The sequence below is a fragment of the Streptomyces poriferorum genome (assembly GCF_019399235.1).
GTDB classification, from domain to species: Bacteria; Actinomycetota; Actinomycetes; order Streptomycetales; family Streptomycetaceae; genus Streptomyces; species Streptomyces poriferorum.
This window is the reverse complement of record NZ_JAELVH010000273.1, coordinates 1-11,420: the sequence shown is the minus strand read 5'-3', so window position 1 is coordinate 11,420 and position 11,420 is coordinate 1. Positions and strand designations below refer to the sequence as shown.

The following is an 11,420-nucleotide window of genomic DNA, read 5'->3' as shown; positions in this document are numbered from 1 at the left end:
ACGGCCGGGACGGCCGGTCGAGCCCGTGGCGGACGAGCCGGTGATGGCCGTGCAGCCCGGCGTACCGATCGCCCAGCGCCCCGTCGTCCGACCGGTCGTGGCCAACGAGGAGCCGGACGGCACGCCGTGCCCGTCGTGCGGGGCATCCAACCGCCCGGGGCGGAAGTTCTGCCGCCGCTGCGCGACGCCGCTGAACCCGGGCGAGCGGGAGGAACCGCTGCCCTGGTGGCGCACCAGGTGGCCCTTCGACCGCAAGGTGCGAGCGGGCTCGGGGCGGCTGCTGCGAGGCAGCCTGATTGCTCTGGTCATCGCGGGCCTCCTGGTCGCGGGCTTCCTGCTCGTACCGGCCGGGCGTTACGTCGTCGAGGACGTACGGGACAAGCTCGGCGGCACAGGGGAGATCAGCCCCAGCGACGTCTCGGCGAGCGCGGCCGCCCCCGGCCACTCGGCGAAGCTGGCCGTGGACGGGGTGACGAACACCTACTGGGGCGCCCCGAAGGCGGGCGCCTCGCTGACGGCCGAGTTCGACAAGCCGTTCCGGCTGGTCGGCGTCACGGTCCACACCGGGGTGTCGACGAAGGCCGAGGCGTTCCGCCAGGGCGCCAGGCCGACACAGGCGGATCTCCGTATCAGGACGAAGGACGGCAAGATCCACGAGAAGGCCTGGACACTCACCGACAAGCCGGGTGAACAGACGGTACGGACGGGCATCAGCGACGTCGTCTCCATCGAGTTCATAGTGCGGGAAGCGGCAGGTCAGGAGAGCGGGCGGCCGATCGCCCTCGGGGAGATCGAGTACTTCAAGCGCACCTAGGTGTACTGACCTGACCCGCGCCGCAGGCACGTAGCGGGGCCCTCGGGCCCCGCTACGTGCCTGCGGCGCGCTGTGTCAGACGATGGCGAGCCGGTCCACCAACAGCTCCACCCTCGGCCCGGCGTCCTCGGGCAGCAGGCGGCCCGCTCGGGTCAGGGTCGCCAGGCCGTGCAGCGCCGCCCAGAACACCTCGGTGAACAGTCCCGGGTGGACGCCGTCGCCGGCGGCCTCGCCGAGGCACTCGAGCAGGGCGGCGAAGGCGTCCTTCAACGGCTCGGGGGTGTCCTCCCGCGCGTATGCCAGGCCGCCGTCGAGCTGGAACAAGGCGTCGTAGACCGCCGGGTTGTGCTCGGCGAAGTCGAGGTAGGCGCGGGCGAGGGCGGCGACCCGCTCGCGCGGGCCGTCCACTCCGGAAGTCGCGGCACGTACCGCCGCGGCCATCTCGGTGGCACCTTCCAGGGCGACGGCGCCGATGATCTCGCGCTTGCCGCGGAAGTGGCTGTAGAGGACGGGCTGGCTGTATTCGATGCGCTCGGCGAGCCGGCGGGTGGTGACTGCGTCCCAGCCCTGCTGCTCGGCGAGTTCGCGGGCTGTCACCACGATGAGGCGCTCGCGCTCCGCCCGTTCGCGCTCCTTGCGTTCCTTTACCGACATGACTCGATTCTAGCACCGCTAGACAATCGAGCGTTCTTAGCGCTAGCGTTGCCTCATCACCTAGCAATGCTAGTTCTCGGAGGGATCGTCATGCTCAGCACACTCGAGGTCGTCACCACCGTCGTCGTCGGCCTGATGGTGGGGGTGGAGTTCTCCGTCGCCTTCATCATGAGCCGGATCCTGGACGCGCTCCCGGAGGACAGCCGCCAGCTCGGCCACGCCCACGGCGGCCGGATGCTCGGCGCCCTGATGCCGTTCTGGTACATAGGCTCGGTCGTCCTCAGCGTGATCTGGGCCGTCGCCGGATGGCACCACGACGGCGCCGGGCTGGTCGTCACCGCCGCCGGACTGCTGATCGTCAGCGTGGTCATGTCAATCCTGCTGCTCGTCCCGATCAATAACCTGAACAAGACCTGGACCCCGGAGAACCGGCCCGCCGACTGGAAGGAGCAGCTGCACCGCTGGAACCGGTACCACTACCTCCGAGTCGCCGTCATCGTCGCCGCGTTCACCCTGCTGGTCGTCGCCCTCGCCTGATACCGCCGATGCCCACGAAGCCCACCGAGCCGACGAAGAATCGCAGGGAGAAGAGCAATGTCACTGAGGAAGATCAACACCGTTCTGGCCGCCGCCTTCATCCTCTTCATCCTCTGGTTCGGGACGGAGTTCATCCTGAGCCCGGAGACCACGGCGCCCGGCTTCGGCCTGCCGAGCTGGCCGTCCGGTGACGGGGGCGGCTTCCTGGTCGTCAAGGGAGTTCGCGACGTCGTCATGGCCCTGGTCCTGGCCATCCTGCTGGTGACGGGTCACCGCCGGGCGCTGGGCTGGGTGCTGCTGGTCGAGGCCCTCGCCGCGTACGGCGACATGGCCAACGTGCTGGCCCACCACGGCTCCGTGGCCACCGCGCTCGGCGTCCACTGCCTCACCGCGACGCTGATGGTGGTCAACGGCCTGCTGATCATGCGCGAGACCCGCAGCGTCGCGGCCGCCCCGGCAGCTGACGGACGGCCCGCGCCTCAGGATCCTGCGGCAGCAGTTCGACGCTGCGCGTAGCGCTCTGCCGCATCCAGCAGCCATGTGTCCTGATCAGCCCGGTCGACCGGGCCGATCAGGCGGGCGCCCTCCACGCAGCGCGGGTCATCGGCGTCGGCGAGGCCGCTGACGGCCTTGATGCGGACCAACTGGTCGTCCTCGTCCAGGAATCCGGCCAGGATGTCGGCGACTGCGGGGCTGCGGCCCTCGAACTCGTAGAGGACCTCGCACACGTTGCCACGGACGCGCGCGTCCGGGTCGCGAGCCAGCGTGGCGAGCACGTCCAACGCCTCGGGGTGGGTGTAGGTGTGCCGCGTTCTGCGCAGCATCCGCGGCACCTGGACGCGCACCCTCGGGTCCGGGTGCGTGCGGAGGGTCAGCCCCACCTCTTCGATCTTCGGGTCGTCGACGTCCACGGAGTCGAGCCCCCTCAGTACGGAAACGAGCACCGCCGGGTCCGTCTCCTCGGCGGCCCAAGGCAGGAGAACGTCCACGGCCAGCCGCTCCCAAGGCCATTCCCCCGAGGGAGCGGAATGCTCGACGATGAGGAAACACCACACGAGGTCCGCAGCGAACCGCCGACGCAATGGATCAGCGTCGGAGCGCAGCGCCAGGGTCGCTTCCCAGGCCTCCACGTCGGACCGCTTGGCGAGCGCGAGGGTTGCTTCCCACCGGTCGGCGTGTTCCCCGTCGGCGCGGGCGAGTGCCCGGGCGAACAGGTCGTCGAACGACCGATGGAACCCGAACTCCGCTTCCAGACGGGTGAGGACGGCGGAATGGCCGTCGCACACACGCATCCCGCCGAGCGTGATCACGTGGTACACGTTGCCGTCGAAATCGTCGACGAACCGGCGGCTTTCGACCGGGCCCGACGCACCGGTTGCGAGGCGAAGCCCGGCTTCGGCGCTGGTCTCGTACCAGTGCCGAGCGCAGAAGAGGAGAGCTGTCCGCTCCTCCTTCGTGAGCCGGCCCTCAGCGTGCCTGAGCAGGGCGACGGTCACGCCGGCGTTGCCGGAGGCCACGGCCCGCAGCAGCGGTGTGCTCCCGTCGGGCAGCGGCCGGAGCGGATCGGCACCGGCGTCCAGCAGGGCATCCGCCCTGCGTCCGTCGAACGCGGCGACGGCGAGGCACAGGGCGTCCGTCGTCTCCGGATCGGCCTCCGTCATTGCCTTCCTCCCGCCCCCTCGGTCGTCCCCGGTGGGCAGCGTAGTCGGCAGAGACGATCAGGAGAGGAACCGGATGTCCTCGGGCACGAGTTGAGCCGTCACCACGCCGTGCAGCAGCTCCGCGTCCACGAAGTCCCCGATCTCGGGCGGCCCGCACCGCCAGCTGAGCGGGTACGTGTTGCCGTGCGCGGCCGGGACCCCCACGTACTGGTCACGGGCAGCGGGCCCGAAGCACTTCGCGCCGGGCGGCCAGTCGAAGTCCTGGCTCGCGCCGGGTTCGAGCAGGAAGTACGTCCACCGCCCGCCCGCGACCTCCCGCACGACGGGCCCCGGATCGCCGTCCGTGAGGGTGGCCAGGTGGTGCAGCACCGCCTCACCTCGTACGCCGCGCAACCGGATCGCGTCGAAGTGGATTCCGGTCAGGTGGAGTTGGAGCCCCGAGGCGGGTACCCATTCGGGGTGCTTCTTCTGCGTCATGGCCACGAGCATTCCGGTGACTGCGTAGCGTGACCAGGAGGACACGATCCACATCGGGTCGATGTGGGGAGGGTGGTGGCGGCTGTGGGGACGAGTAGCGAGACCACGCGCGGGCGGCGGCTGGTGGGGGAGCTCATCCGCATCCACCGGGTGCGGGCCGGGCTCACGCAGAAGGAGGCGGCGGAGCAGCTGCTGATCTCGGAGTCGCTGATGGGCGCGGTCGAGCGGGCGGAGCGCATTCCGTCGCGCGACCTGCTGATCGACACGGACCGGGTGTTCCGGGCGGCCGGGGCGCTGAAGGCGTGCTGCGAGTTGGTGGACGAGGAGAAGTACCCGCCGAAGTTCCTGGACTGGGCGAAGCTGGAGCGGAACGCGCGGGTCATCAGTGCGTACGAGACGATGCTGATCCCGGGCTTGCTCCAGGCGGAGGCATACGTGCACGCGCTGTACAGGTCGCGTGTACCGGCGTATACGGAGGACGAGATCGCCCGGCACGTCGGAGCGAGGCTGGAACGGCAAACGGTGCTTTCGCGCACGCCGCCGCCGCGCATCGGATACGTGATTGAGGAATCGGTCCTGGACCGGACGCTGGGCGGACCCGAGGTACTGAAGGAGCAACTGCGCCACGTACTCGACTGCATGGAGCGGTACAACCACCTGACGGTGCAGGTGATGCCGTCGGCTCAGCACACGCACGCGGGGATGATGGGACCCATGCAGTTGATGTCCACGGCTGAAGGCCGCAATCTGATGTATGTGGAGGCTCAGGGCGGCGGTAGGTTGATCTCGAAGCCGGAGCAAGTGAGCGATCAGCTCGACCTTTTCGGCATCCTGCGGGCCCAGGCGCTCAATCCCTGGAAGTCCGCGGAGATCATCGAGACGAAGGTGGGACAACTGTGAGCCACGGATCCGGACTGACCTGGTTCAAGTCCAGCTACAGCGGCAACGAGGGTGAAGCCTGCCTCGAAGTCGCCTACGACTGGCACAAGTCCAGCTACAGCCTCAACGAGGACAGCTTCTGCGTAGAGGTCTCCACCTGCCCCCACGCCGTCCACGTCCGCGACTCCAAGGTCACCGACGGCCCCACCTTCGCCGTCGCCCCCGCCGCCTGGACCGCGTTCCTGGGCCACGCCGTAAACGCCTAGGGATTATCCGCTTGCCGCCCGCCGACCCGGTCGGTTAGGAAGCTTGCATGCTAAGCGGCGACAAGGTCGGGCTCAGGGCCCGGCACGAGGACGACATCCCGATCCTGCGGGCCGAGCTCTACAACGACGTGGTCAACGCCTCGCGGGCCGAGGGCGGGCCGTGGCGGCCGATGGCGCCCGACTCGAAGGATCCGCGGCTCGTGGGTGACGACGAGGATCAGGCGTGCGTCCCGTTCTCCGTAGTGGAGTTGGGCGAGGGCACCCTGGTCGGCACCGCGACGCTGTGGGGCATCGACAACCACAACCGGTCCGCGCACATCGGTCTCGGGCTGCGGCCGTCCGCTCGTGGCAAGGGCTACGGCACCGACGCGGTGGCGGTCCTGTGCCAGTACGGATTCGTCGTACGCGGCCTGCACCGGCTGCAGATAGAGACGCTGCCGGACAACGCCGCGATGCTGGCCTCCGCCGAGCGCAACGGCTTCGTCCGCGAGGGTGTGCTGCGCTCGGCGGCCTGGGTGATGGGCGAGTTCCTCGACGAGGTGCTGCTCGGGCTGCTGGCCCAGGACTGGAAACCGACTCCGAAGGGCTGAGGGTGGCCCGGGGCCCTCGTTGTAGGGCACGGCCCACTCGCCGTCAGACGCTGTTGTCCGGCGCAGCGGCTGTCAGTCGTGCCGCCGGTGGTAGCGGTGTGTGCTGAGGTGAGGCTTCGAACGCCTGGATCGCCAGCGCTGCGAAGCGTCGGGAGGCCATGACCTGGGTGTCGGCCGATCTGGTGTGGATCCCCTTGTTGGCCATGAGGACGAGAATCAGGTCGTCCAGGACGAAGTCCGACCGCAGGCGCCCTGCGTCCTTGGCCCGCTGGGCCAGTCCGGCGACCGCTTTCACCGTGTACTCACGGCCCCCGACCTCCGGCGCCCCCGGGAAGGCCGCCATGAAGGCTTCGCTGAAACCCCGGTCCCGGGCGTGCAGTTCACAGATCTTCTCGATCACCAGGCAGAGGCCACGCCACGGATCGGGATCGGCGCACCCGTCGTCGACGATGGTGCGACATGCGCGCAACTGGTCCGCGAAGGCTTCGGTGGCCAGCACCTGCTTGGTCGGGAAGTGACGGTACAGGGTGGCCGGACCGACGCCCGCGCGCCGCGCGATCTCCCGCATCGGCACGTCCAGGCCGTCGGCGGAGAACAGTGCCCGGGCCGCGTCGAGGATGCGCTCGCGGTTGTCCAGCGCGTCGGAACGCAGGGTGTGAGGCAAACCGTCGGTCATGCTCTCACTTTACCTAAACGGACGGGGGCGTCCGTTAGCGTCCAGGACCTGGCAGCGCACCGAGACCATCGGGGCGCACAGCACCGGGACCAGGGGAGACGACAGTGAAGGCCATCGTGATCAAGACGTTCGGAGGTCCTGAAGGCCTGGCTGTGGTCGACCTTCCGGCTCCCGTACCCGCTGCCGGACAGGTGGTGATCGCCACCGAGGCCATGGGCGTCGGCGGGGTCGACGCCGTGATCCGAAGCGGGGCCCTGGCCGCCTACGGCTTCAAGGAGGGCCACATCCCGGGCGGCGAGGTGGCGGGTACCGTGACCGCGGTCGGTGACGGCGTCGACGCCTCGTGGATCGGCCGGCGGGTGTGGGGCTTCACGGGAACCGGCGGAGGCTACGTCGAACAGGCCCTCGCGCCGGTCGAGGAGATCGTTCCCCTGCCCGCGAACCTGTCCGCGGTCGACGCGGTGACACTCGGCAGTTCCGGCGTGGTGGCCCACTTCGGGCTCCGCCACGCCCACTTCGCTCCCGGGGAGACGGTCCTGGTCCGTGGCGCGGCCGGCAGCATCGGGATCATGGCGGTGCAGCTCGCCGCTCGCGGTGGCGCCGCCGCGGTGGCGGTCACCACCTCCTCGGCCGAGCGTGGTGAGCGGCTGCGACGTCTCGGCGCGACCCACGTGCTGGACCGCTCCGGCGAAGGAGGGGAACAAGCTCCCGCAGGCTATGACGTCATCATCGACGTGGTGGCCGGCCAGGACATGCCGTCGTTCTTCGACCGGCTCAACCCGAACGGGCGCATGGTGGCCGTGGGCGCTGTCGCGGGCCAGCCGCCGGCGGACTTCGGCACGAAGATCATGGCGGCGTTCCAGAAGTCGATGTCCTTCGCCGCTTTCAGTGCGGCCACCGTCACCGGAGCCGACCGGTGTGCCGTGCGGAGCGAACAGTTCGCCGCAGCGAGCCGCGGCGAGATCGCCACCGTGGTGCACGAGGTGCTGCCACTGGACACGGCCGTCCTGGCACACCAGAAGATGTACGCGGGCGAGGTCTTCGGGAGGATCGTGCTGACCCCGTAGGCGAAGGTCGGGGCACCGGCCCTCACGGCCCCGGCCCTCACAACGCCGACCCTCACAACCCCGGCGCCCCCCACACCGGAAACCACCGCCCCAGGTCCTTCTCCACCCGCAGGTCGTCCCCCAGGGCGGCCCGGACCTGCAACTCCAGCTGGTTGTCCCGTTTCTCGCCGCCGCCCGGCACCGGGGCGAACGGGTAGAACGTTCCCCGCTTGTAGAGGTAGACCAGCGCCAGCGACCGGCCGCCCTCCGGGTCCCGGAACGCGATCAGTGAGCAGAGCAGCTGCGGGCCGAAGCCGCCGTCCTGGAGCAGGGTGTTGACCGCGTGCAGGTCGTTGACCAGCGCGGCGAGGTCATCGGGCGGCTGCCGGGCCAGCAGCCAGGTGTAGCCGTACGAGTCACGGCTGAACTCCACCGGGATGCCGCCGCGCCCGGTGTCCGCGTCGAGGAGCTCGCGTACGTCCTGCTGGATACGGGCGAAGCCGGCGCCCTCCACGCCGGCGAAGCACACCGAGCCGAAGCCGGTCGGGACGAAGCCCGTGGCCGCCTGGAGGGTCAGCGCGGCGGACGGGACGGCGAAGAGCTGGTCGAGGTCGGGGCGGACCGGCTTGCTGCGGCCCAGGATGGTGTCGAGCAGACCCACGGGGGCTCCTTACGGGCGGGACAGGTCGGCGGAGATGCGGGCCAGCTGGTCCAGGCGCTGCTCCAGCGTCGGGTGCGAGGAGAGCAGCCGGCTCAGGCTCTCCTTGGAGGAGAAGGCGGGGACGAAGTAGAAGGCGTTGTACGGCTCCGCCTTCCGCAGGTCCTCCGTCGGGATGCGGGCCATCTGGCCGCTGACCTTGGTGAGGGCGGAGGCGAGGGCGGAGGGTCTGCCGGTGAGCAGCGCGGCCGTGCGGTCCGCGGAGAGTTCGCGGTAGCGCGACAGCAGCCGGGTCAGCAGGAAGCTCAGGGCGTAGACCACCGCGCTGACCAGAGGGATCAGCATGATCGCGATGCCCATGGGGTCGTTGCTGCGGCTGCTGCGGGAGAAGCCGCCCCAGAGCGCGACGCGGGTGATCATGCCTGCGAGGACGCCGAGGAACGAGGCGATCGTCATGACGGCGACGTCTCGGTGCGCGACGTGCGACATCTCGTGCGCGAGTACGCCCTCCAGCTCCTCCGGTTCCAGTCTTCGCAGCAGTCCCGTCGTGGCGCAGACGAGGGCGCTCTTCTCGCTGCGGCCGGTGGCGAAGGCGTTCGGTACGTCGCTCTCGGCGATGGCGACCCGGGGCTTGGACATGTCGGCGAGCGCGCAGATCCGGTCGATCGCGCCGTGCAGCTCCGGAGCCTGCTCGGGGGTGACCTCGCGGGCGCCCATGCTGAAGGCCGCGATGCGGTCGCTGAACCAGAACTGGGCGACGAACATGCCCCCGGTGATGATCAGGATGATCGGCCAGGCGCCGCGCATCACGGCCAGCAGGACGCCGACCAGGACCACGTACAGCAGGCCGATCAGGAACATGGTGGTGACCATGCGTGTGGTCAGACCGCGGTCGGGGGCGTACCGGCTACGGGTCTTGGTCATGGGTGACCTCCAGTCCTCACCTGCCTCCATGGTGCTCCTCGGTGGCCGAAAGTGGATGCGTCCGCTCCGGTCGCGGCATTTGGCCGAACAGGACCTAGCTGTTTAGGTGCCTGAGGCATCTAGTGGTGGGTGATCGGTACGACACCCCCCTCTCCTTGCGAGGTCCGCCGTGACAGAGACCGTGACAGAAACCGAGACCGAGACGACCGCGACCGAGAAGACCGAGACCGCGACCGAGACCGCGACCGTCTCCTTCCCGCAGGACCGCACCTGTCCGTACCACCCGCCGACCGGCTATCCGAGCACGAGCCGCGGACAGCGGTCCGTGTCCCGGGTGCGGCTCTTCGACGGCCGTACGGTGTGGCTGGTGACCGGGCACGCCGAGGCGCGCGCCCTGCTGGTGGACCCGAGGCTGTCCTCCGACCGGGAGAATCCCGCGTTCCCGTTCTTCGCCCGGCGGCTGGCGGCCACCACCCAGCGGCGCGTCGAACTGCTCGGGCTCGACGATCCGGAGCACAACGTGCAGCGCCGGATGCTGATCCCGAGCTTCACGGTCAGGCGGGCGGCGGCGCTGCGGCCGGGCATCCAGGAGGTAGTCGACCGGCTGCTCGACGCGATGGTCGCGCAGGGACCACCGGCCGAGCTGGTCGAAGCCTTCGCGCTGCCCGTGCCCTCCATGGTCATCTGCGCGCTGCTCGGCGTGCCGTACACGGACCACGAGTTCTTCGAGGCGCAGTCCCGCAAGCTGCTGCGTGGCCCCGCGGGCTCCGATGTCGAGGCGGCGCGGGACGCTCTGAGCGCGTACTTCCGCGTGTTGATCGAGCGGAAGCGGCGGGATCCGGGCGAGGGGCTGCTCGACGAGCTCATCGCCAAGCAGCTGGAGACCGGGGCCGTGGACCTGGAGGAGCTGGTGCGGCTGGCCCAGATCCTGCTCGTGGCCGGTCACGAGACGACCGCGAACATGATCTCGCTCGGCACCCTCACCCTGCTCCAGCACCCGGACCAGCTGGCCCGGATGCGTGACGGAGGTGACGGGGTTCCGGCAGCCGTCGAGGAACTGCTCCGCTTCCTGTCCATCGCCGACGGGCTCTCACGGGTGGCCGTCGAGGACATCGAGGTGGGCGGGGTGACCCTGCGGGCCGGGGACGGTGTCCTGCTGTCCACGGCGGTGATCAACCGCGACGAGGCCGCCTATCCGTCGCCGGACGAGCTGGACCTCGGCCGCGGGGCGCGGAACCACGTCGCCTTCGGGTTCGGCATCCACCAGTGCCTGGGCCAGAACCTCGCGCGGGCCGAGCTGGAGATCGCCCTGCCCGCGCTCTTCGCCCGGCTGCCCGGTCTGCGGCTGGCGGTGCCGGCCGAGGAGGTCCCGTTCAAACCGGGGGACACGGTTCAAGGGCTCATCGAACTGCCCGTGACCTGGTGACCGGGACCCGGGCGGAAGGACGGACGGACATGCGGATCGATATCGACAGGGACGTGTGCATCGGCGCCGGGCAGTGCGCGCTCGCCGCGCCGAAGGTGTTCACGCAGGACGACGACGGGCTCAGCGAGCTCCTGGCGGAGGCCGAGCCCGGGCCCATGGTCGGTGAGGCGGCCCGCGCCTGCCCCGTACAGGCCATCTCGATCAGCTGACGCGGTCCGCCGGGGCGGCGCGGCCGGTCAGGGCCAGAGCAGCTCCCGCTCCCAGCCCGTACCGTCCTGGCGGTAGCGCAGCCGTACGTGCCGCCGCCGTGCGTCGCCCTGGAAGAACTCGACCTCGCGCGGCTCGACCACGTACCGCGTCCAGCTCGCCACCTCCGCGTCCGGCTCCTCCTGTGCCCGCTGCCACGCGGCGTCCGAGGCCCGGTCGAGTTCACCCGTCGAGCCCAGCACCTCGCTCTGCCGCCCCACCAGCGCCGACGCGAGCGCCCCGCTCGAGCGGGCGTGCAGGTCGGCGCTGCTCTCGGCGGGGGAGCAGACGGTGACCGGCCCCCGGACGCGTACCTGCCTGCCCTGCGCGGGCCAGTAGAAGCCGAGCGCGGCGTACGGACGGGCGGCGAGCTCGCGGCCCTTCGCGCTGGTGGCGTGCGTGGCGAAGTGCCAGCCGCGCGCGTCGGCGTCGTGCAGCATCAGCGTGCGTACGTCGGGCAGGCCCTCCGCGTCGGCCGTGGCCAGCGTCATGGTGTGCGGCTCGGCCTGTCCGGCGGCGACCGCCTCGGCGAACCAGGTGTGGAAGAGGGGGAGCGGGGCGGGGGG

At 70.3% G+C, this 11,420-nt stretch carries 16 protein-coding genes; 9 read left to right on the top strand and 7 right to left on the bottom strand.

The window, feature by feature from the left end; genetic code table 11:
* Window positions 1-814, top strand: an 814-nt coding sequence (locus tag JGS39_RS32350; RefSeq protein WP_236065859.1) for a zinc ribbon domain-containing protein, incomplete at its 5' end; no start/stop codon positions are given.
* A gap of 75 nt (window positions 815-889) precedes the next feature.
* Here JGS39_RS32350 and JGS39_RS32345 read toward each other — a convergent pair.
* Window positions 890-1,468 carry a TetR/AcrR family transcriptional regulator gene (locus JGS39_RS32345; RefSeq protein ID WP_219573306.1) on the bottom strand — a complete coding sequence of 193 codons (579 nt, stop codon included), beginning with the start codon at window positions 1,466-1,468 and terminating at the stop codon, window positions 890-892.
* Window positions 1,469-1,558: 90 nt separating this feature from the next.
* Here JGS39_RS32345 and JGS39_RS32340 point away from each other — a divergent pair, with 90 nt between their 5' ends.
* Both JGS39_RS32340 and JGS39_RS32335 read left to right on the top strand, forming a co-directional pair.
* A complete protein-coding gene (locus tag JGS39_RS32340) occupies window positions 1,559-2,005 on the top strand; it encodes an anthrone oxygenase family protein (RefSeq protein ID WP_219573305.1) in 447 nt (148 codons plus the stop codon).
* Between the two features lie 57 nt (window positions 2,006-2,062).
* Window positions 2,063-2,521 (top strand): DUF4267 domain-containing protein, encoded by a 459-nt coding sequence (locus JGS39_RS32335; protein ID WP_219573304.1) that lies wholly within the window; start codon window positions 2,063-2,065, stop codon window positions 2,519-2,521.
* Here the strand turns inward: JGS39_RS32335 and JGS39_RS32330 are convergent.
* Entirely contained in the window at window positions 2,485-3,666 is a 1,182-nt protein-coding gene (locus JGS39_RS32330; RefSeq protein ID WP_219573303.1) for a HEAT repeat domain-containing protein, read from the bottom strand. The genes JGS39_RS32335 and JGS39_RS32330 overlap by 37 nt on opposite strands.
* Before the next feature lie 57 nt (window positions 3,667-3,723).
* Window positions 3,724-4,143 carry a hypothetical protein gene (locus tag JGS39_RS32325; RefSeq protein ID WP_219573302.1) on the bottom strand — a complete coding sequence of 140 codons (420 nt, stop codon included), beginning with the start codon at window positions 4,141-4,143 and terminating at the stop codon, window positions 3,724-3,726.
* 84 nt (window positions 4,144-4,227) lie between these two features.
* On the opposite strand from JGS39_RS32325, the gene JGS39_RS32320 reads away from it, so the two are divergent.
* From JGS39_RS32320 to JGS39_RS32310, 3 genes are read left to right on the top strand one after another with little or no spacing between them, the layout of a single operon-like run.
* Window positions 4,228-5,043 (top strand): helix-turn-helix domain-containing protein, encoded by an 816-nt coding sequence (locus JGS39_RS32320; RefSeq protein ID WP_308120837.1) that lies wholly within the window; start codon window positions 4,228-4,230, stop codon window positions 5,041-5,043.
* The gene (locus JGS39_RS32315; RefSeq protein WP_219573301.1) at window positions 5,040-5,288 is read left to right on the top strand and encodes a DUF397 domain-containing protein; all 249 of its coding nucleotides are present in this window, start codon (window positions 5,040-5,042) and stop codon (window positions 5,286-5,288) included. The genes JGS39_RS32320 and JGS39_RS32315 overlap by 4 nt, the downstream gene beginning before the upstream one ends.
* A gap of 47 nt (window positions 5,289-5,335) precedes the next feature.
* Window positions 5,336-5,878 (top strand): GNAT family N-acetyltransferase, encoded by a 543-nt coding sequence (locus tag JGS39_RS32310; RefSeq protein WP_219573300.1) that lies wholly within the window; start codon window positions 5,336-5,338, stop codon window positions 5,876-5,878.
* Window positions 5,879-5,921: 43 nt separating this feature from the next.
* Here JGS39_RS32310 and JGS39_RS32305 read toward each other — a convergent pair whose 3' ends face one another.
* Window positions 5,922-6,554: a TetR/AcrR family transcriptional regulator gene (locus JGS39_RS32305; protein ID WP_219573299.1), complete on the bottom strand. Its 633-nt coding sequence runs from the start codon at window positions 6,552-6,554 to the stop codon at window positions 5,922-5,924.
* A 104-nt stretch (window positions 6,555-6,658) separates the two neighbouring features.
* Between JGS39_RS32305 and JGS39_RS32300 the strand changes: the two genes are divergently transcribed.
* Window positions 6,659-7,621, top strand: coding sequence for a zinc-binding dehydrogenase (locus tag JGS39_RS32300; RefSeq protein WP_219573298.1), 963 nt, complete (start codon window positions 6,659-6,661; stop codon window positions 7,619-7,621).
* A 52-nt stretch (window positions 7,622-7,673) separates the two neighbouring features.
* Here JGS39_RS32300 and pspAB read toward each other — a convergent pair whose 3' ends face one another.
* A complete protein-coding gene (gene pspAB / locus JGS39_RS32295; protein WP_219573297.1) occupies window positions 7,674-8,261 on the bottom strand; it encodes a PspA-associated protein PspAB in 588 nt (195 codons plus the stop codon).
* A gap of 9 nt (window positions 8,262-8,270) precedes the next feature.
* Window positions 8,271-9,182, bottom strand: a complete 912-nt coding sequence (gene htpX, locus JGS39_RS32290) for a zinc metalloprotease HtpX (RefSeq protein ID WP_219573296.1) — start codon at window positions 9,180-9,182, stop codon at window positions 8,271-8,273.
* A gap of 181 nt (window positions 9,183-9,363) precedes the next feature.
* On the opposite strand from htpX, the gene JGS39_RS32285 reads away from it, so the two are divergent.
* Both JGS39_RS32285 and JGS39_RS32280 read left to right on the top strand, forming a co-directional pair.
* Complete coding sequence (locus JGS39_RS32285) at window positions 9,364-10,608, top strand: cytochrome P450 (protein ID WP_219573295.1); 1,245 nt, start codon at window positions 9,364-9,366, stop codon at window positions 10,606-10,608.
* 29 nt (window positions 10,609-10,637) lie between these two features.
* Window positions 10,638-10,817, top strand: coding sequence for a ferredoxin (locus tag JGS39_RS32280; RefSeq protein ID WP_219573294.1), 180 nt, complete (start codon window positions 10,638-10,640; stop codon window positions 10,815-10,817).
* A gap of 27 nt (window positions 10,818-10,844) precedes the next feature.
* On the opposite strand, the gene JGS39_RS32275 is transcribed toward JGS39_RS32280, so the two are convergent.
* Window positions 10,845-11,420 (bottom strand): pyridoxine/pyridoxamine 5'-phosphate oxidase (locus JGS39_RS32275; RefSeq protein WP_219573293.1); only part of this gene is annotated, 576 nt, incomplete at its 5' end.